Annotated in this window: 17 protein-coding genes; all 17 read left to right on the forward strand. The window is 46.3% G+C overall.

Features of this window, described 5'->3' with window-relative positions; translation table 11 throughout:
* The first annotated feature begins 166 nt into the window (after positions 1-166).
* The 17 genes from BMW45_RS20985 to BMW45_RS21065 all read left to right on the forward strand — a co-directional run bounded on the left by BMW45_RS20985 (position 167) and on the right by BMW45_RS21065 (position 18,871).
* A complete protein-coding gene (locus BMW45_RS20985) occupies positions 167-907 on the forward strand; it encodes an amidohydrolase family protein (RefSeq protein ID WP_092248551.1) in 741 nt (246 codons plus the stop codon).
* Complete coding sequence (locus BMW45_RS20990; RefSeq protein WP_092248554.1) at positions 904-1,299, forward strand: PTS sugar transporter subunit IIA; 396 nt, start codon at positions 904-906, stop codon at positions 1,297-1,299. The genes BMW45_RS20985 and BMW45_RS20990 overlap by 4 nt, the downstream gene beginning before the upstream one ends.
* A 14-nt stretch (positions 1,300-1,313) precedes the next feature.
* Complete coding sequence (locus BMW45_RS20995) at positions 1,314-1,802, forward strand: PTS sugar transporter subunit IIB (RefSeq protein ID WP_092248557.1); 489 nt, start codon at positions 1,314-1,316, stop codon at positions 1,800-1,802.
* Between the two features lie 16 nt (positions 1,803-1,818).
* Positions 1,819-2,565: a PTS mannose/fructose/sorbose/N-acetylgalactosamine transporter subunit IIC gene (locus BMW45_RS21000; RefSeq protein WP_092248560.1), complete on the forward strand. Its 747-nt coding sequence runs from the start codon at positions 1,819-1,821 to the stop codon at positions 2,563-2,565.
* A gap of 16 nt (positions 2,566-2,581) precedes the next feature.
* The gene (locus tag BMW45_RS21005; RefSeq protein WP_092248563.1) at positions 2,582-3,409 is read left to right on the forward strand and encodes a PTS system mannose/fructose/sorbose family transporter subunit IID; all 828 of its coding nucleotides are present in this window, start codon (positions 2,582-2,584) and stop codon (positions 3,407-3,409) included.
* A 23-nt stretch (positions 3,410-3,432) separates the two neighbouring features.
* The gene (locus tag BMW45_RS21010) at positions 3,433-4,161 is read left to right on the forward strand and encodes an amidohydrolase family protein (protein WP_092248566.1); all 729 of its coding nucleotides are present in this window, start codon (positions 3,433-3,435) and stop codon (positions 4,159-4,161) included.
* Positions 4,162-4,224: 63 nt separating this feature from the next.
* Positions 4,225-5,211, forward strand: a complete 987-nt coding sequence (locus BMW45_RS21015; RefSeq protein ID WP_242883187.1) for a translation initiation factor eIF-2B — start codon at positions 4,225-4,227, stop codon at positions 5,209-5,211.
* A gap of 25 nt (positions 5,212-5,236) precedes the next feature.
* Positions 5,237-6,028: a BtpA/SgcQ family protein gene (locus BMW45_RS21020; protein WP_092248569.1), complete on the forward strand. Its 792-nt coding sequence runs from the start codon at positions 5,237-5,239 to the stop codon at positions 6,026-6,028.
* Between the two features lie 498 nt (positions 6,029-6,526).
* Positions 6,527-7,513 (forward strand): reverse transcriptase family protein, encoded by a 987-nt coding sequence (locus BMW45_RS21025; protein ID WP_092248572.1) that lies wholly within the window; start codon positions 6,527-6,529, stop codon positions 7,511-7,513.
* Positions 7,513-9,102, forward strand: coding sequence for a response regulator (locus BMW45_RS21030; protein ID WP_092248575.1), 1,590 nt, complete (start codon positions 7,513-7,515; stop codon positions 9,100-9,102). The genes BMW45_RS21025 and BMW45_RS21030 overlap by 1 nt, the downstream gene beginning before the upstream one ends.
* Before the next feature lie 15 nt (positions 9,103-9,117).
* Positions 9,118-10,923, forward strand: a complete 1,806-nt coding sequence (locus tag BMW45_RS21035) for a sensor histidine kinase (protein ID WP_092248578.1) — start codon at positions 9,118-9,120, stop codon at positions 10,921-10,923.
* A 201-nt stretch (positions 10,924-11,124) separates the two neighbouring features.
* Entirely contained in the window at positions 11,125-12,552 is a 1,428-nt protein-coding gene (locus BMW45_RS21040; protein WP_092248581.1) for an ABC transporter substrate-binding protein, read from the forward strand.
* A gap of 73 nt (positions 12,553-12,625) precedes the next feature.
* A complete protein-coding gene (locus BMW45_RS21045) occupies positions 12,626-13,546 on the forward strand; it encodes a carbohydrate ABC transporter permease (protein WP_092248584.1) in 921 nt (306 codons plus the stop codon).
* 10 nt (positions 13,547-13,556) lie between these two features.
* The gene (locus BMW45_RS21050; protein WP_025232623.1) at positions 13,557-14,423 is read left to right on the forward strand and encodes a carbohydrate ABC transporter permease; all 867 of its coding nucleotides are present in this window, start codon (positions 13,557-13,559) and stop codon (positions 14,421-14,423) included.
* 4 nt (positions 14,424-14,427) lie between these two features.
* Positions 14,428-16,866, forward strand: coding sequence for a hypothetical protein (locus BMW45_RS21055; RefSeq protein WP_092248587.1), 2,439 nt, complete (start codon positions 14,428-14,430; stop codon positions 16,864-16,866).
* Positions 16,844-17,908 carry an acyltransferase domain-containing protein gene (locus tag BMW45_RS21060; protein ID WP_092248590.1) on the forward strand — a complete coding sequence of 355 codons (1,065 nt, stop codon included), beginning with the start codon at positions 16,844-16,846 and terminating at the stop codon, positions 17,906-17,908. Before BMW45_RS21055 ends, BMW45_RS21060 begins: the two co-directional genes overlap by 23 nt.
* A 21-nt stretch (positions 17,909-17,929) precedes the next feature.
* Positions 17,930-18,871, forward strand: coding sequence for a BadF/BadG/BcrA/BcrD ATPase family protein (locus BMW45_RS21065; RefSeq protein ID WP_092248593.1), 942 nt, complete (start codon positions 17,930-17,932; stop codon positions 18,869-18,871).
* Positions 18,872-18,940: the final 69 nt, after the last annotated feature.

The following is an 18,940-nucleotide window of genomic DNA, read 5'->3' on the forward strand; positions in this document are numbered from 1 at the left end:
AAGAAGATTTCGTCATTATTTTGATCTGTTTTGGTCAATTTTCTGGTCGAGATCTTCTTTTTTTATTTATTTTGGAAAAACTATTGACAAACTGCCATAAATTGATTAAACTAACGTCATAACGTTATAATCTTAATATGTTAAAGAGAGTCAGGAGGATGGTCGCATGCTTATCTATGATATTCATTCTCATCTGGGCAAGACGAGCTCAGGGGATGAAAACTCTCCGGAAGAACTGGTGAATGATCTGAAGGCTTACGGTATTGAGAAAGTGGGGATCAGCAGCTTATCGGGTATTTCCACGAGGGAGCAGAATGATCTGGTTTACAGAGCTATGAAAGCATTTCCGGATATTATTAAGGGCTATGCCTTTATCAATCCCAAGGCGCCGGATGCCATTGACGAGGTTAACCGCTGCCTGGGAGATTATAAGATGGACGGGATTAAGTTCCATTCATGGAAACACGGATACTATCCGGATAATACGCCGGCTTTAAATGACATTCTGGCTGAGGTTGAGAAATACGGTGTCCACGTTCAGACACATGTGGGTACGGCGCCATTTTCCACCCCATATACATGGGCTGAATATGCCAGAAGGTTTCCGGGGATCGATTTTTTGTTCACCCATATCGGATATTATGAATTCGGTCTTTCTACCATAGAGGCCGTCAAGGATTTGAAGAATGTGTGGGTGGAGACTTCCGGGCAGATGGATGTGGAGGTTCTGCTTCGGTCAATTGAAGTGCTGGGTCCGCAGAGAGTGTGTTTCGGAACAGACTGGCCCTACAAACCGGTGAATATTGAGGTGGAGAAGTTCTATGAGTTAAATATTTCTGAGGAAAAGCTGGAATACATCTTCCAGAAGAACGCAGAATATTTGTGGAGATTGGAGACGAGAGCATGATAAAAATTGTGATGACCTCACACGGAGGCATGGCCCAGGGAATGATGCAGTCGGTAAAGATGCTGATGGGAGAACAGGATAACCTGGACTTTGTCACCTTTGGCGAGGAGATGGGGGCAGATGAGCTGGACGAGCTGATTGGGGAAAAGATTACTGATACTTCGCTGGACAACCAGTACCTGATTCTGTGCGATATCAAAGGCGGAACACCCTTCAATGTGGTTTCCAGATATTCATTTAAGAATGACAATGTAGCTGTAATATATGGAATGAATCTTCCGATATTGGTTGAGGCGATTGTTAGGAGTCAGAGTAGTGAGGTAAGTTTGCAGGAGTTGACATCCTATCTTGAGCAGCAGAGTGGTTCGACTATCGGTTTGAGTAGATTATAGTAGGAGGAAGAGAAATGGACGTAAGTGTATTTCGTATTGACGACAGATTGATTCATGGGCAGATTATCACGGCGTGGATTGCTTACTCTGATGCAAAGACGATTGTTGTGGCAGATGACAAGGCAGCGAAGGATGAGTTTCAGCAGAGCCTGCTTAAGATGGCGACGCCTGATTCCGTCACCCTGAAGATATTGAGCCTTGATGATGCAGCTGAATATCTTCGGTCCGGAGAGGACAAGGGAAAGGTTCTGCTGCTAGTGCGAGGACCGGAGCAGGCTCTTAAACTGGTTGAGTCGGGAGTTGTGAAAGAGAGTATTAATGTAGGTAATCTGAATATGAAGAAGGGCAAGACAAAGGTGCTGGGTAACCTTTGGGTGTTCCCGGAGGATGTGGAGATGATTAAGAAGATCTATGACAACAAAGTGACCCTGGAAGTGCGTGCGATTCCCAGTGACCGCGGCCAGGATGTCTTGGAGCTTTTGAAGAAAAACAAACTGGCTTAATAAGGGGGAGAAAAACATGAGCTTAATTACGCAGGCATTTTTAGTGGCATTATTTGTGACGATTGCATTTATTGATTCCCATACAACGCAGACACATATTTTTCGTCCGATAGTAGTCGGCCCAGTGGTTGGACTTATCATGGGGGATGTAAAGACAGGATTTGATGTGGGGGTTACGGTGGAGCTGATGTTCCTGGCGGTTATCTTTGTGGGAACTGCGGTACCCCCCAACCCAACCATCAGTACAGCTATTGCCACCGGAATTGCAATCCTGGGCGGCGGCGGAACCGATCTGGCTGTGGCTACCGCTCTTCCTGTTTCCTTTATCGGACAGATGGCGGAGACCTTTCAGAATTCAGTGATCAACGTTTTCTTTATGCACCGGGTTGAGAAAGCCGCAGAGAGGCTGGATCCAAGAGGGATTGTCGCGAATAATCTGGTCTTTCCCATGGCGGTTAACGCGATTCTCTACGGAGTCCCCACATTTCTGGCCATCTACTTTGGAGCTGCCTATGTGCAGGGAATTATCAATGCGATACCTGAGAAGGTGATCACGGGACTCTCCGTGGGAGGGAGCATGATCGGAGCGGTTGGATTTGCGCTGCTGCTCAATTCCATCAAGGTGAAGAAATTATGGCCATTCTTTCTTCTGGGATTTTTTGTGGCCTCCTATCTGGGTATCAATATGATCGGGGTGGCGCTGCTGGCCGTAATCTGTGTGGCGATGTACTATTATTTTAAGATTGCAGATGAAAAAGCATGACAGGGAGGAAAATGATATGAATGCAGAGCACAATAATGCAAAGCTGACAAACCGTGATTTATGGAAGGTATTTTTACATCAGCTTACTATTAGAGGAGCCAACAACTATGAACGTCAGCAGAACGCAGGCTTTACAGAAGCCATGATGCCTGTGATTGAAAAGTACCATGATGATCCCGATGAGAAGAAAGAGGCATATGCGCGGCATATGGAATACTTTCTAACCAACGATATTACATCGGCAATACCCGTGGGTGTTGCCGCCGCGATGGAGGAACGGTACGCAACGGAGGGGGACATTGATGCCGATTCCATCAATGCTGTGAAGACGGCGCTGATGGGACCCCTGGCGGGATTGGGCGATTCTCTGTTAAATGGTACTGCCAGACCTATACTTGCCGGTATCGCCATATCCCTGATCACAGCGGGCCTTGGATGGGCGGGTCCTATATTCTTTATTATCGGCATGTCCATTGTCTCGCTGGGTGTGCGTTATCTGGGGGTATTCCAGGGCTATAAGCAGGGTGTAAAATTCGTGGAGAAGATTCAGTCCAGCGGGCTTATCAGCAGGATCTCCGAGCTGGCGGCGATTGCGGCCTATGTGATTGTCGGGGGCTTTATACCGGCCCTGGTAGTCATTTCGATTCCCATTGTATATCAGAGTGGAGATACTGTTTTGAGCATTCAGGAAACCCTGGACGGGCTGATGCCGGGCATTCTGGGGATGCTTTATACCGGACTGATGTATTTTCTGATATCAAAGAAGAAAATATCTGCGATCAGACTGATTCTCATCACGATGATAGTGGGAATCGTCGGTGCTTACTGCGGAATTCTGGGATAACGATAAACAGGAGGTGTCTTTTCATGATAGTGGATATCCATTCTCATATAAAACGGAATCTGTCCTGTCAGGAGGAAGAGGAAAAAAAACTTCTCCTTGATATGGAAAAAAACAAGGTGGACGTCCGGGTAGTATCGGCGATGGACGGCTGGACTGTGGAGGAGGGCAGCAGATATATTTCCGGCTTTGTATCCGCCCATCCCGGACGTCTGGTTGGGTGTGCGGTGATCAATCCCAAGGAGGAGGACTGTGATAAAAAAGCGGCAGAAGTTCTGACGCTTCCGGGGATGGCGATGCTGGAATTTCAGTCGGTGGAGCACGGCTACTATCCTGATACGTGTGATGGTATAGACAGGGTGCTTCAGGTTGCGGAGAAAAAAGGGGTCCCGGTGAAGGTGTTTACAGGTATTGGCGCCCGATCCATGCCTCAGCAATGGCTGGGGCACGTAAAGAGACATCCGGATATTACCTTTATTTTCCTCCATATGGGCTGCTTTGACTACGGCTACGGCTGCGTGGATCTGGCGGCGCATTATTCCAATATTTTACTGGAAACCTCCAATCAGTATGAGGTTCAGATTTTAAAAAAGGCCATCGGATCACTGCCAGCAAAAAAGCTGGTATTCGGCTCCTCCTATCCGGAACGCCTGACCAGGTGCTCCCTGGATGTATTCGATATGTTCCATCTGGATGACGAGTACAGGAGGCTTCTGTTTGGCGAGAATGCGGCCGGACTGCTGGGCTATGTCTAAAAGCGGTTTCACCAGGATGTGTGTCCGGAAAAATTCAAGATGGGAAGAGGGGAGATCTATCGAATGAATTTGATGACGAATGAAGTTAGGGAGATACTCCCTCATAATATGAGAGAAGCGTTTGATTCGATTGTGGAGCAGAAGGTTCTCGGGGCCAGCAATCACATCGCGATGGTTGGCGATATGATAGAGGCCATAGCGTTGCGGGGAAAGGAAGAGAAACGGCCTGTAAGCCAGGTGATCCATGAGATATTGACGGTGGCGGAATTCTTCATCGCCACGAGAGGAGAGGCCAGTCAGGCTGTGAGCAATGCCATCCTTTTGATGATACACAATGTGCGAGAATATGCAGGTATGGATATGGAATCGGCCGCTGAACGCATGATTGAGGATAAGAACAGTTATGCGGCCACAGCGGCCGATGCGGTCAGGCAGTGTGTCTCCTATGGTGTCAAACTGGCGGAGCCGATGCAGAAAATATTTGTCTATGATTATTCCAGCACGGTTGAGAAATTCCTTCGCGGCTTGAAGGAAAATGGAAAACAGTACGAAATCTATATAGCGGAGAGCAGGGTGATCGACGGCGGAAGGCCCTTTGTAAGAGCTTGCCAGGAAGCGGGGCATAAGATTAAATTCATACCGGAAGCCGCTATGATGTATTATCTGAGGGATTGTGACGGTGTATTCATGGGGGCGGAGACATTTTATCCTGATGGGACAGGATTTAATACTACCGGCTCCGATATTGTGGGACTTATATGCGGCTATTATAAGATTCCTCTCTATTTTCTGACACCTTTTATCAAGCTCGATATCAGACCTGTGACCGGCAGGAGAAAGTACCTGGTATACAATGACTTAAAAGATAAGCTCACGGCTGGATGGGACGATGATATCGATAAGAAAGGCATTGATTTTGTGACACCGGAGCTAGTAGGTGTGGAACCCGGGGCGATTCGCGCGTTTATTACGGAGATAGGTGTTATTCCCTCGGGGCAAATGTATGGGATCAGCATGGAATACAGCAAAAATTTAAGGGGAGAACTATAATAAGTCAAGAAGGGATGAGGATCAGATGAATTGTTTTGGCCGTACGGAGAAGATCATATTGTCCATGATACAGCCGGAGCCGCTTCCGGGCAGTTACCGCCACAGGGATATGGCAATTGGGGAGATTGTGGACAGGGCTCTCAGAGAAACGGAGATGGTTGCCAGGAATCATTTTGACGGTATTATCGTGCAGAATATGAATGATATGCCTGTCAGACAGGAATCAAATCCTGAGGCAATTGCGTATATGACAAGAATCTCATATGAAATCCGGAAGCGCTTTCCGGAGCTGATCATGGGAATTTTGATGAACTGGGATGGGGTAGCAGGGCTTTCGGTGGCCGATGCAGTGGGAGCTGACTTTGTGCGGGTGGAGCATTTGTATACAGGAGCAAGCATAACCAGCGCAGGAATTCTTAAGGCTCAATGTGTGGATATTGCCGCGCTGAGAAAACGCACCGGATCTACGGTGCCGGTGTATGCGGATGTCTACGAGGTGCACGGAATACCTCTTGGCAGGAAACCCATTGGGGACGCTGCCTGGGAGTGTGTGAATGAGGCATTTGCGGACGGCCTGTTCATGGCCGGAAAGGATGCCGCGGAGAGCATCGAGATGATAAAAGAAGCAAGACCCCGCGTGAAAGACACACCGATTTTTCTCGGAGGGGGAGCCACCGGAGAAAATATCCGTGAACTGATGAAATATTTTGACGGTGTCTCCGTTGCCACCTGGATTAAGAACGGGGATATGAAAAATCCTATTGATCCGGAACGGGCCAGGATTTTTATAAATGAGGCGAGAGAAGGGGGATCGTGAAGCCTAAGGTAATCATAATCTCCCGTACCGCTGACGGGCGTAATATTCCATAATCGAATGCGCGGATCAGGACGTATGAAAGTCCTGATCCGCGCATTTTTTATGGGTCGTGACTCTGTTGGGCCCGCATAGCGTGCGAAATATAAACTACCCGCTATGCGGGTGCGCGTCGCTTGTTGTACCAGGCTTAATAGTCCGTGAAATCGTAAAAAACATATCTCGTAAATATTGAGGAGTTGTGTTAGAATAAATATCATAACAGCAGAAGCAATAGTTTTTCCGCGAGTAATGAGCCTGCGGCCGGGCAGCGAGTCGCTGCCGGGATTTTCATGGGATAGGAAAAGGCCATAATCTGCTGCGAAGTACTACCGCACATTGCATGTGCCTGCGCCTGCGGCTTGTACATCTTCGCATCTTACGGCATCATGTTTGTATTGCTTCTGTTGTTTTTTGAAGAATAAGAAAGAATTTCAGAATATAACTACGATGGAGGAGCCGATGTATCAGACAGATTTATGGAAATACTGCACAAAGGAGTATTGCAGGGACATGCTATTATCTTTCCGGCTTCTGGGGAATACCAGCTGGCCGGACCAGAAGGTAATGGCATGTCTTTATGCGTTCAGCAACCATACAGAACGCCATTACCGCACCGTCCGTATTCCAAAGAGAGACGGGAAGCAGCGGAGTCTCATGGTACCGGATTATATGCTGATGAGAATACAGAGGAATATCCTGCATCATATCCTGGATGGATATGAGGTCCCCAGCTGTGCCACCGCCTACCACAAAGGTGCAGGAGTGGTGTCCAATGCCAGGGTCCATACAGGAAAACATGTGGTGGTGAAGCTGGATATCAAAGACTTTTTCGGCAGTATTTCATTTCCAATGATTTTAAATAGCGTTTTTCCCGTCCGGTATTTTCCTCCTGCTGTAGGAACCATGCTGACTGCCTTATGCTGCTGCAACGATTTTCTGCCTCAGGGGGCTCCCACTTCGCCTGCAGTTTCCAACCTGGTTATGAAGCATTTTGATGAATCCGTAAATAAATGGTGCGAAAATAAAGGAATTTCCTATACCAGGTACTGTGATGATATGACGTTTTCCGGTGATTTTAATCCGGACCTGGTTATCCGGAAGGTATCCGGCTTTTTAAATTCCATGGGGTTTGAACTGAATGAAACTAAGACCAGGATCTTATACCGCAACGGGAGGCAGGCGGTCACGGGAATCGTGGTCAATGAGAAACTGCAGGTTTCCCGGGATTACAGAAGGAAACTGAGGCAGGAGATTTTTTACTGCCAGAAATACGGGGCAAAGTCCCATATGGAGAGGAACAAAAGTACTGCGGGAATTCCGGAGAATCAGTATCTTATTTCTCTTTTGGGAAGAATACAGTATATTCTTTTAGTGAATCCTGAAGATCAGTGGTTTCAGGAGGCGGAGCAAAAGCTTTTGGCTGTACTTGGGAGGAAATCAGAATAATGGATGCAAATAAAAATATAACCCTATTGATTGCGGACGATGAAGCGACGATCCGCAATGGGCTGTCTACGGTTGTTCCCTGGGAGCAGTTTGGCATTACCATCGTGGGCACTGCAGAGGATGGCAGGGAGGCTTATGAGATTATTAAGTCCTGCAATCCGGACATTGTCATTACCGATATCCGCATGCCGGGCATGGATGGGCTGCAGCTGATGGAACGGGTAAAAAACGAAAAGCTGCATACCAATTTTATTATTTTAAGCGGATATGGAGATTTTAAATATGCGCAGAAGGCAATTCAGCTGGGGGCTAAGAATTATTTTCTAAAGCCCATTAAGATCGATGAACTAGTGACGGAGATCAGGCAGCAGAAAGAGGAGATCCTCCAGTCCAACCATATCCATTCTTATTCTGCCTATTTAAATGTCAAGTCTGAGCCAAAAGAAAAATTCTTAAAGAGACTGTTAAAGAACGAATTTTATTCCTATGATGAGATTAAGGATGAAATCAGACGGCTGGAACTTAAGTTAAATGACAGTCCTTTTCGGGTCATGGTTTTTTCCATTCAGGGGAAAGAAGACGGGGAACAAGAGGATGAGTTTCAGCAGATCAATTATCTGATGGATATTGTGAGCGAAGAACTTCAGGAAACCAGATATGAATTTCTTATCTCAAGCTCCAGCGAGCTTTTAACGATCATCCATACCATGCAGCCGGGAGATCTGCCTGTGAATTACCGTTTCCTTGCGGTCCGGTGCTTAAAACGGGTGAACCGGGATTCGACTATGGACTTAACGATCGGAATCGGTAAGGAAGGAGCCTCGCTTACGGACTGCTCCAATTCCTATAAAACAGCCCTTATGTGCCTGTCCTACAGCTTTTATGAGACAGATCATAGGATCTTTGATGAGAGCATCTTGTGCACTGCGCCGCCGCCTGCAGCAGCAAACCAGATGGATTATAACAATCTGATGTATTCGATTGCTATGAACCGGACGGAGCAAATACGGGAATTCTGCCGGGAATATTTTTCCCAGCTTCTTTATGTGCCGATGCCTCCGCCCAATTATATCCGTGGGATGTGTATTTATCTGATTACGGACATTCAGAAGGAACTGGGTAGCGGCAAAGAATTTTCCCAGGCGGAAGTCATCCTCCCCATTAATACCATACGTACCTTTGAAGAGCTGAAGGCTTATATGGAGGATTTTCTGGAAGCGTGTGCGGGAAAGCAGGGATCCGGAGAGAACGGGCCGAAGAACCAGATCATTCAGGCGGCGGAGTATTATATCAAATCCCATATGGGAGAAAAGATTCTGGCTAAGGACGTGGCAAGGCACGTAAATCTCAGTGATGTTTATTTTACCAGCTATTTTAAATTAAAGACGGGAATTAATTTCAGGGATTATGTGATCCGGATCAAAATGGATCATGCCAAGGGACTTATGGAGCGGATGCCGGATATGCCGGTGGCGGAAGTGGCCGCTGCAACCGGCTACGACGATTACCGTTCCTTCTACCGGGTATTCAAACAGAACACGGGTGTCTCTCCTTCGGATTACAACAGAAACAGCGGAAAAACACCGTAATTTGGAAAGGCAGATATGATAAAACGGTTAAAAGAAACAGTTTTTAAATTTATTGGAGACAGGAAGATCGCTTCCAAAATCCGGATTTGCATGTTCAGCATCGACATCATGCTGACAATTTTTATTTGCATTTTTGCAAGGGGTTATTTTAACAAACTCTATTATGAAGAAGTGGAAATGCAGATGCAGGATACCATGAATGTAATTTCGGAATCCTTAAATAACATGTATGATACCTTGCTTACCAATGTAATCAGCTTTGCTTCCACCCCTGCCATACAAAGGGTGGTAGTAAGCGGCCGGGATCAGAACAACTATTTAAACCAGGAAGGGGTTCAGGTCCAGCTCATCAATCTTATAAGCAGCAACAGCATGATTGAGTCGGTGTTTATGGTCAATAAGGATGGAACCTGCAATACGGTTTATGCATATGGAGTGAGACCGGAGAAAAACTTATCCGATTTCCTTGCTGATTATGGAACCATTGATGAGATTACCTGGCTTCCTAACTGTCTGAGCCCTTTTTTGCAGCAGCAGGACGTGATTCCCATTGTGATTCCCCTATCAACGCTGATTCCCGGTGATAATGTGGTGATCACCACAAAGGGAGAAGAAGTTTCCACCAGACTGGTGGTCCTGTTAAATCTGCAGAAATTTCAGAGCAGGCTGTCCTTATCCAATGCCAATTATTTTGAACGCTCTTATTTTGTGGTGGATTCCAGGGGGAATAACATCAGCATTAAAAATCCCCAGTCCATGAGAATGGTGTTAGAAAGCCAGGATTTTATCCGGGGAGTAAAGGGAAATAATAAGGATACCCAGATCCGCCAGATTGCGGATTTGACGGACAATGTGGTTTATTCCCAGATGCTTCCCTTTTCGGACCTTCAGCTGATCAGCGTTCTTTCCAAAGAATCTTTAAACAGGAAAATCGCAGCCATGAATCAATTCATCATCTTAATGGGCGGCGCCGGTCTGATATTTTCTGTGATATTTTCCGCTCTTTTATCTAAGTTTATCACCTCGCCTCTGGAACGGCTTATGGAGAGCATCCGGCAGATCAAGGAGAATCAATATGAAGAGCCATATGAAACAAAATACGATGATGAGATCGGACAACTGAATGCAGCGGTCAATTCCATGCACAGTACCATTCAGTCCCAAATCAGCCAGATCAAGGAAGATGAGCATGAAAAATACCAGCTGGAGATACAGCTTCTGGCAGAACAGATTAATCCCCATCTGCTTTACAATACACTGGAAGGCATCAACCTTGAAGTGCTGAATAACCACACTCTGGTGGCATCATCCATGATCAATAACCTTGGGACCTTTATGCGGATTGGTTTGAATTATGGGGATGAGCTTATCATGGTCAGAAATGAAATCGCCCATGTGGAAGCTTACATCAATATCATGAACCACAGGACCAATAAGTCTATTTCCTTCCAGTCCTATGTAGAGGAGGAGCTTAATGAGTACCGGATTCTCAAATTGATATTACAGCCCCTGGTGGAAAACTCCATCAAACATGGCTTTCGGGATGAGAAGTGGGGGGAGGCGGTGTGCATTCCTTCCATTGATGTTCGTTTTTACCGGGAAGAAGACTGGATTTACATTGAAGTTACTGATAATGGCTGCGGCATTGATATAGATAAAGCCCGTGACACCATTTACCGGAATGAACCGGCGGGCGGCCATCATATCGGTCTTCATAATGTTTATACAAGATTGAAAATCTATTACGGAGAAGCGGAGATGGATTTTCAGACGATTCCATATTACAGGAACAGTGTGGTGATCCGCATTCCAGGAAAATAAGAAGCGTAAGAGAGGTATCCCAAATGCAGGATAATGGCCTGCGGGATGCCTCCTTTTATTTTCATTTGGCTGTCTGCAGCGGTACAATGTTTAAAAATGTTACATTAAACATGGAAAATGCCATGTCATAATAAACTTGAAATGGTTAAAATAATAGCATCAAGGCAAATACGTTATGATAAGTTTGGAAAGGAGAAAGTTATGAAAAAAAGAGCTTTGAGTTTTATGATGGCAGGAGTCCTGGCTGCTGCAACACTGACCGGCTGTTCCGGCGGAGGAGGTACGGCCGGCACAACTGCAGCGCAGAATCAGGCAGAAGGGGAGGGCACAAAAGCCGCTTCAGCAGGGGGAACCGTGATTAAGGTCTGGACCAATGACCGTCATGACTCCGAGTACGTGGATCAGAAGATCAGCGAATTCAATGAGACCAATGACAAGGGCATCAAGATAGAGATGACTGTGGTAACAGACGATTATGCAAATATGCTTTCCATGGCATATTCCTCCGGCACGGCACCTGATATTGCAGGGATCAGTGCAGGCCAGAGCGGCTTTGATTTAAAGACCTTTGCAGATGCAAAAATCCTGGAGCCGTTAAATGATAGAATTACAGATGCTGATTATGAGAAGGTTACCGAGGCCAGCAAGCTTCAGTATGAAGGAATCGACATGATCAACGGCAATGTATACTGGATTCCCACAGGCATGAGAAGCGGTGTAAGAATGGAGTACAACAAGGCTCTGGTGGAAGCTGCGGGTGTTACCGAATTCCCGAATACCTTAGATGGTGTCATTGATCTGGCTAAGAAAGTAACGGAAAACGGCGGTGGGAAAAACTACGGTGTTGCCTTTACTTCAAGCGTTCCCTTCATCAGATGGATTGAAGGAACCTGTGAGACAAGCGGTATCTACCGTTACGACTATAAGAATGGCGAATTTAATTTTGACGGTTACAAACCGGTGATCGAAAAGAGCAACCAGTTCTTTAAAGATAACAGCGTTCTTCCAGGATCCGTATCCCAGGGCGTTGACGCCATGAGAGCACAGTTTGCAGAGGGTGCATTTGCTCTCTGGGGTAATGCATCTCAGGAAGCAGGCGTGTTTACCGACCAGTTCCCGGTTACTAAATTTGACTGGGGAGTATCCACCGTTCCGACTCTTGACGGAGAAGTAAAGGGTGCTTTAACCATTCAGCCTCAGAAGGGGTACATGATGCTTTCTTCTTCCAAGAATAAAGACGCTGCATGGGAAGTTATTAAGTTCTTTTCCAGCGAAGATTTCTTAAAGGGCTACTTAGAGGGCGGCTATTGCCTTCCGATCTCCAGCTATATGAGCGATGCGATCGATTCCTCTAAGACCGGCAGACTGGCAGATTTCAAATTACAGGATTACGAAAGCGTATATCCGGCAGTACCGGCAGTGGCTATCCAGGGTGATGATTATATAGCAACTCTTTGGAATGCGATCTTAGGCAATGTCAGTGCTGATGATGCGATCAAAGATTTAAACAAGAGATACAATGAGGCGCTTGACAATGATGTAAGCATGGGCAAGATTAAGAGACTTATCATCAAGGACTTTGACCCGATGCATCCAAATGCAGGAACTATTGAGTACTTAGACAAATAAGTGCAGAGAGCAGAGGGGCTGTTTTTAGACTAACTAAAAGCAGCCCCTGTTTTAAAGAAAGGTGATACGACTCATGAAAGAAAAATTAAGCTTTGCGGAGCGATTGAAACGGGCAGGCAGCAGGGGGGATTTTGCTTCTGTTTTCATGCTGCTTCCGGCAGTGTTTTTGCTGGTGGTGATATCCATCTATCCTTTCTGCTGGCTTTTCCGATATATTTTCTATGATTATAACGGATTTACAGCCTACTATATAGGATTTAAAAACTTTACCAGAATGTTTCAGGATGCCGTTTTCTGGCGCAGCGTTCTTCATACCTTTGAATATGCTGTGATGAAGTTAATCATCATCATACCCTTATCCCTGCTTCTTGCTGTATTGCTGAATCAGAAGATCAAGGGAAGCGGAATCTTCCGTGGGGTTTTTTTCATGCCTACGGTCATAAGCTCCGCCGTTTACAGCCTTATATTCGGATTTATCTTTGCCGTATACAACGGCGTATTGAATGCTTATCTGCAGAAGCTTGGAATGATTCATTCCCCTATTGACTGGCTTGGAAGCGCCTCCATCGTTATGATTTCCATTATCATCGTGGCGGTATGGGGTGGATTCGGAAACTATATGATACTGTTCATGTCAGGTCTTTCCAGCATCTCGGAAGAAATATACGAAAGCTGCAAGATGGACGGGGCTAATGGGGTACAGTCATTCTTTTATATTACCCTTCCCATGCTGAGTCCTGTCTTAAAGGTTATCTTAATGCTGGCTATAACTACGGCACTGAAGGATTATGAATCGATCCTTGTACTTACAAATGGAGGACCAAACAGCAGATCTGAGGTAATGTTTACCTATATTTATAAGCTGATATTCGGTTCGCAGACAACGCCCCAGATCGGTTATGCAACCGTACTCAGCATTATGGCGGCTCTTATTATCGGCGTGATTACAGCCGTTTACATGTACCTTGCAAGAAAACTGGATGATGTGGTTTAAGGAGGCAGATATGGAAAAGACACATACCGTATATTCAAAAAAGACAAAAGTAATGCGAAGCCTTCTGTTCCTGCTTCTCCTGGTTATTTCGCTGATCACCCTTTACCCGGTTATCTATATTATACTGGGATCTTTTAAGGCGAATAATGAACTGCTTTTAGGAGGCACTGACATTCTGCCTAAAACATTTATCTTTGACAACTACAAGCAGGCCTGGGAAAAGGCCAATTTCGCGGTCTATACTGTGAACAGCCTTATGATAAGCCTTGGTGTCATGGTATTGTCCATCCTGACAACGACCATGGCCGGATACGTGTTCGCAAGAAAAAAATTCAAAGGAAAAGAGTTATTGTACAGCATTTTTGTGGCCTTTATGTTTGTCAACGTGGGAAGTGTAAGCTTAAGACCACTGTTTGAACTCGCTGTGAAGGTGAAAATGAACACCTCTCTTCTAAGCATAATCCTGATTTCCACTGGTATGGGACAGGCAACCTACATTTTCCTGGTACGTGGATTTATGAATACCATTTCCAAGGAACTTGATGAGGCGGCTAAATTAGATGGCTGTACTTTTTTCCAGATTTATTATAAAATAATATTACCACTTTTAAAACCGGTCATTGCGACCATTGGACTCCTTTCGTTCCGTACCGGCTGGAATGAATACATCATGCCGCTGGTGTTCACCATGTCCAACGACAAGCTCCGCCCTCTGACCGTGGGCGTTGTCATGTTAAAGAACAGCGGAGACGGAACGGCTGCATGGAACCTGATGTTTGCAGGCTCTACAATTTCAATCATACCGATCATAGTCATATATATGTGCACCAGCCGCTACTTCATGAGCGGGTTGACTGCTGGCGCGGTAAAGGGATAAGAAGATGGAAAAATTACATTTAAACAGATCGGGCTTTCTTACCAATTACCTGGTATCCGGCCCAAGGGAAACGGATTTTATCAATCAAGAAACCGATGACAATCAGCTGCGCTATGAGAAATATTTAAGATCATTGGTGGCAGACAAAAGCATGGCCCTTCCGGAAGGGCCTGTGGCTTTGGGAGAAACCAGCCGGCTTGGTATGCCATGGAGATACTATTACCACTATGGAAACTGGTTTGTAGATGAAAGCACCTTTTATTCCACCCTTCAGAAGGTGGAGCTGGATGCAGTTACCGGAATCCTGGCTGAGAGGGATTTGACGGTAAAGGCCGTTGTATGGTCTTATGCCGCAGTGGATGTCTGGTGCAACGGGGAATCTATGTGCCATATGGACCCGCCTGTCTACAAACCCATCCGGAAAGAGACCATGGAGCTTCGGTTAAAGAAAGGCATCAACCAGATCTATGTCAGCCTTCAGACTCTTGGCGTCCGGGATACCAGAACCTTATTCGGAATCCAGATCCTGGATCATACATCTGATATCAACGTTGTTCTTCCTGATAGTGAAAAAACCGATGAACTGGTTCGTACGGAGAACTGGCTTAGTTCTCTCTGCATACGGGATTCTGTTATGACCTATGAAGGAAATGCTCCCCAGGGCACCTGGCTGGCTTATGACAGCCAGAGTCCTGATTTTGCTCAAGTTAAGAGCCGGAAGGAGTGGCAGGAGATCAGCGGCAGGAATCAAGTGGTCTTAGACGAAGAAAAGCCTGGAGTGATTATAGTAAGCGTCAGGAAGGAACATGCCGTTCTCACCAGAAAGGTGGAGAACATTCTGGCCCAGAAGCCGGTGTATTCAGATGGAAAGAACTTTGAAGAAAACAGGGATGCCATTTTCCACAGGATTGGGAATGCGGAAAGCTTATCCAGAGGAGACAAGTTTGGCTTTTCCATTTCAAACATCCTTGCTAGGAAAGCCCTTAGCATGGAAGATGGAAGGGATATAGACCTGCTTTACGAGACCCTTGACCAGATCGAAAGCCGGTATGACTGCTCTGATTTCCTGGTGTGCGGCCTGATCCGGTATTTAAAGAATTATCCGGTGGATGAAAGCATGGCAAAACGGGTAAAGGAGGTACTTCTTAACTGGAGGTACTGGATGGACCAGAAAGGCTCCGATGCCATGTGTTTCTGGAGCGAGAATCATTCCCTGATGTTCTATACCTGTGCCATGAATGCAGGGGAAATGTATCCGGATGATTACTTCCCCCGTGCGGATATGACCGGAAGGGAGCTTTTGAAAGCAGGAAAGGCCAAGGTGGAGCGCTGGCTGGAGGATGTGGAAGAACACGGCTTTGAAGAATTCTTAAGCACAGTTTATATGTGCGTCACCTTTGCCGCCCTGTTAAATGTCATTGATTATTCGGAGCCAGAGATCTCTGCACGCGCTGTAAAAATTACGGACCGTCTTTTAGAGATGCTCTGCCGTCACACCTACGATGGGGTCATTATCGCTCCCATGGGACGTGTATACCGGGAAGTGGTCCATCCCTTTGAACAGGGGGCCCAGGCGCTGATGAATTTAATCAATCCCAAAGTTCCTTATTCCTTTGGAGAGGGCTGGCTGGGCTTTTATGCCAGCAGCAGATACCGGCTGCCAGCCGATTTGATACAGCTTATGGAAGAATCGGCAGATGAAAGCTATTCTACGGGAAATGCCCTGATCTGCCTGAAAAAGACTCCGGAATACTGTATGACCTCAGTTCAGTCCCCAAGACTGGATCCGGGATTTGAGCGCTGGAAGAATTTGACTCTGGATCCGGATGCAGATCCTTCAACCTGTGAATACACCAAGTCCCTCAATGAAAGATTCCACGGAACCACCTGTTTTGAACCGGGAGTTTACGGTTACCAGCAGCACATGTGGTATGCAGCCCTGGATAAAGAGACGGATCTGTTCACCAACCATCCGGGAGGGACCTGTGACTCCAGTTCCATGAGACCGGGCTTCTGGTATGGAAACGGAGTGATGCCGGCTCTGGCTCAAAAGGGGAATCTTCTGGGCGCGGTTTACCACATTCCTAAGGAGCATCCAATACATTTTACCCACGCCTATTTCCCGGCTCCAAAATTCCAGGAGGTCGTGATCCGGGATCATTGGCTTTTGGGCAGGCAGAAGAATGGATTTGCCGCTTTGTGGTGCAGCGGCGTGATGGAATCTGTTAATGACCAGCTTTTTGATTGTGAATACAGGACCTATGGAGATGATATGGCATACTTTTGCGTATGCGGCAGCAGCCATGATTTTAAATCCCTGGATGAGTTTACGGCTTATGCGGAAAGCTTACGGCCGGAATTTAATGAAAAGGACCGTGTACTGGCAGCAGGCGGGTTAATAGTGAGGTTTATGGAAAATCATGATAAGACACAATATATTTAGTGAAGATACTCAAAAGGCGGTTGCTTCTGCATCCGCCGTTTTCCGCAGTTATCCTTTTTTTATGAGTAATTACATATGGTGCAAGGAGCTTCTGCTGAAAAGAAAGAACCCGGAACACGCCGCAGAAGCGGTGGAGCTGGGGATCCGGCATGCGAAAATGCTGAACCTGGATGCTTATTTGCTTCCGGTCGTTTATATAGACTGGATGCTGCCGGAGGCTATTGAGGAATTTAAAAATCAGGGGATCCCGGAATGGGTTCTTCTGGAATCCATGAAGGATATAGAAATCTGGATTAAGGTTTACCGGAGATACCATGGGGATAAGGTGGGCCTTGATCAGATTGAGTGGGTGTTCCGGTCCATTTCCGGTAGGGTGCGTCGGTTTGGCAGCCTGCAGTTTGAGGAGGTGACTTATGAATTACCTTTCCTGATTTATAAAAACAGGCAGACCGGCGAATATAAGGCTTTGGCATGTCCTGGACTTAAAGTAGATCAGGATGGTTATTTTTCGGGGACCAATGGCAGAAAATTTAACAGGGAGTCCGAAACATATGTAAATGTTCTGAAAGAAACGGTGACTGGTTTTTCGCCGGATCTTAAGCAGGGATTGCTTGAGATGGAGAAAACGGTAACGCTTAATTTGTCTGATTGGGAGCTTAAACTGGCTCCGGGAGAAAAGGCGGTAGCAGTTCACATTCCGGAAGGGGCAGACCTTTCTCCTGATAAAATTGATTTTGCTTTGGAAACGGCAAAAGAATATTATTCAGGAAGCCTTCTGGTCTGTGACAGCTGGCTGCTGGATCCTCATCTGGAGGCTATTCTGCCGGAGAAAAGCCGGATTATAAGTTTTATGAAGCGCTTTAACAAAATGCCCTTAAAGGTGGTACAGCCCCAGATTCTGGAACGGGTTTTGGGGTTTGATTGTTCTATGGAAAAACTGGAGAATTACCCATGCAGCACCTCGCTGCAAATATCGTTAAAAAAATATCTTCTTGGAGGGAAGGAGATGTTTACCACAGCAGGCTTTCTGCCGTGGAAATGAAACCAATATGGAGGAGGCATTATGAAAGGATATTATGCAGGATTGGATATTGGCGGAACCAATGGAAGGCTTAAAATCTGCGGTTCGGATGGAGAGGTACTTGGAGAATTTACAGCACCGGGCTGCAGTCTCAATACGGATGGGGCGGAGAAAAGCCGGCTTCGATACCGGGATCTGGTACTTCCGGCCCTTCAAGAACTTCATCTGAAACCGGGCTTCTGCCTGGGCATCTGTGTTGCAGCCAGCGGGATCGATTCTCCGTCTGATGAGCATGATTGCAGGTCCAGCTTTGAGGAGATGGGATTTCCTCATGAAAGGCTGCTGGTGTTAAATGACTGCGAGGTCTTTCTTCACATGACAGAGGATCCGGCTTTGGTAGTCATATCAGGGACCGGTTCGGTATGCTTTGGGAGAGATAAAAAAGGAAGTATCTATCGGACCGGCGGCTGGAATCACATCATTAGCGACGAGGGAAGCGGGTTTGACATGGGGCTAAAAACCTTAAAAGCAGTAGGAGATGATCTGTCCGGACGAATCAAATGTCCCGTTCTCACACCACTTATTATTAAGGAGACAGGGCTTGATACGCTGGAGAAAATAGATGATTTTATCAATGCCAATCTTATGGAAAAGTCTGAGATCGCCAGAATATCCTTGTTTGCATATCAGGCGGCAGCCCTTGGTGATCATGAAGCCGTTCGCATTCACCGGGAATGCGGGGATGCCTTGTGGGGGCTTATTCGGGATACGAAAGCAAAGATGGCTGGAAAGAGTCCTGAGGACAAGTTAAACCTCTGGCTCTGGGGCAGTGTACTGGTTAAAAATGATATAATCCGGAGTATGGTGGAAGCGAAGGTCCGGGTAGGACTGCCGGGCACTGAGATCGGGATACCAGAGATGAGTGCGCTGGATACGGCTCTTAAGGCTGCCAGGGCGCAGGAAACTGAAAGAAGAACTTTATAAAATGTTTGAAAGATATAGGTTTCACTGAATCTTAAAAACGGTGCCAGGATTTGTGTCCTGACACCGTTT

The organism is Lacrimispora sphenoides (assembly GCF_900105215.1).
In the GTDB taxonomy this organism is placed as follows: Bacteria; Bacillota; Clostridia; order Lachnospirales; family Lachnospiraceae; genus Lacrimispora; species Lacrimispora sphenoides_A.

Bases quoted from the DNA above. Each gene is read 5' to 3' on its own strand.
- BMW45_RS21055 (WP_092248587.1), top strand. From the start codon at position 14,428: ATGGAAAAATTACATTTAAACAGATCGGGCTTTCTTACCAATTACCTG.
- BMW45_RS20995 (WP_092248557.1), top strand. From the start codon at position 1,314: ATGGACGTAAGTGTATTTCGTATTGACGACAGATTGATTCATGGGCAG.
- BMW45_RS21030 (WP_092248575.1), top strand. From the start codon at position 7,513: ATGGATGCAAATAAAAATATAACCCTATTGATTGCGGACGATGAAGCG.
- BMW45_RS21015 (WP_242883187.1), top strand. From the start codon at position 4,225: ATGAATTTGATGACGAATGAAGTTAGGGAGATACTCCCTCATAATATG.
- BMW45_RS20990 (WP_092248554.1), top strand. From the start codon at position 904: ATGATAAAAATTGTGATGACCTCACACGGAGGCATGGCCCAGGGAATG.
- BMW45_RS21035 (WP_092248578.1), top strand. From the start codon at position 9,118: ATGATAAAACGGTTAAAAGAAACAGTTTTTAAATTTATTGGAGACAGG.
- BMW45_RS21025 (WP_092248572.1), top strand. From the start codon at position 6,527: ATGTATCAGACAGATTTATGGAAATACTGCACAAAGGAGTATTGCAGG.
- BMW45_RS21065 (WP_092248593.1), top strand. From the start codon at position 17,930: ATGAAAGGATATTATGCAGGATTGGATATTGGCGGAACCAATGGAAGG.
- BMW45_RS21005 (WP_092248563.1), top strand. From the start codon at position 2,582: ATGAATGCAGAGCACAATAATGCAAAGCTGACAAACCGTGATTTATGG.
- BMW45_RS21010 (WP_092248566.1), top strand. From the start codon at position 3,433: ATGATAGTGGATATCCATTCTCATATAAAACGGAATCTGTCCTGTCAG.
- BMW45_RS21060 (WP_092248590.1), top strand. From the start codon at position 16,844: ATGATAAGACACAATATATTTAGTGAAGATACTCAAAAGGCGGTTGCT.
- BMW45_RS21050 (WP_025232623.1), top strand. From the start codon at position 13,557: ATGGAAAAGACACATACCGTATATTCAAAAAAGACAAAAGTAATGCGA.
- BMW45_RS20985 (WP_092248551.1), top strand. From the start codon at position 167: ATGCTTATCTATGATATTCATTCTCATCTGGGCAAGACGAGCTCAGGG.
- BMW45_RS21020 (WP_092248569.1), top strand. From the start codon at position 5,237: ATGAATTGTTTTGGCCGTACGGAGAAGATCATATTGTCCATGATACAG.
- BMW45_RS21040 (WP_092248581.1), top strand. From the start codon at position 11,125: ATGAAAAAAAGAGCTTTGAGTTTTATGATGGCAGGAGTCCTGGCTGCT.
- BMW45_RS21000 (WP_092248560.1), top strand. From the start codon at position 1,819: ATGAGCTTAATTACGCAGGCATTTTTAGTGGCATTATTTGTGACGATT.
- BMW45_RS21045 (WP_092248584.1), top strand. From the start codon at position 12,626: ATGAAAGAAAAATTAAGCTTTGCGGAGCGATTGAAACGGGCAGGCAGC.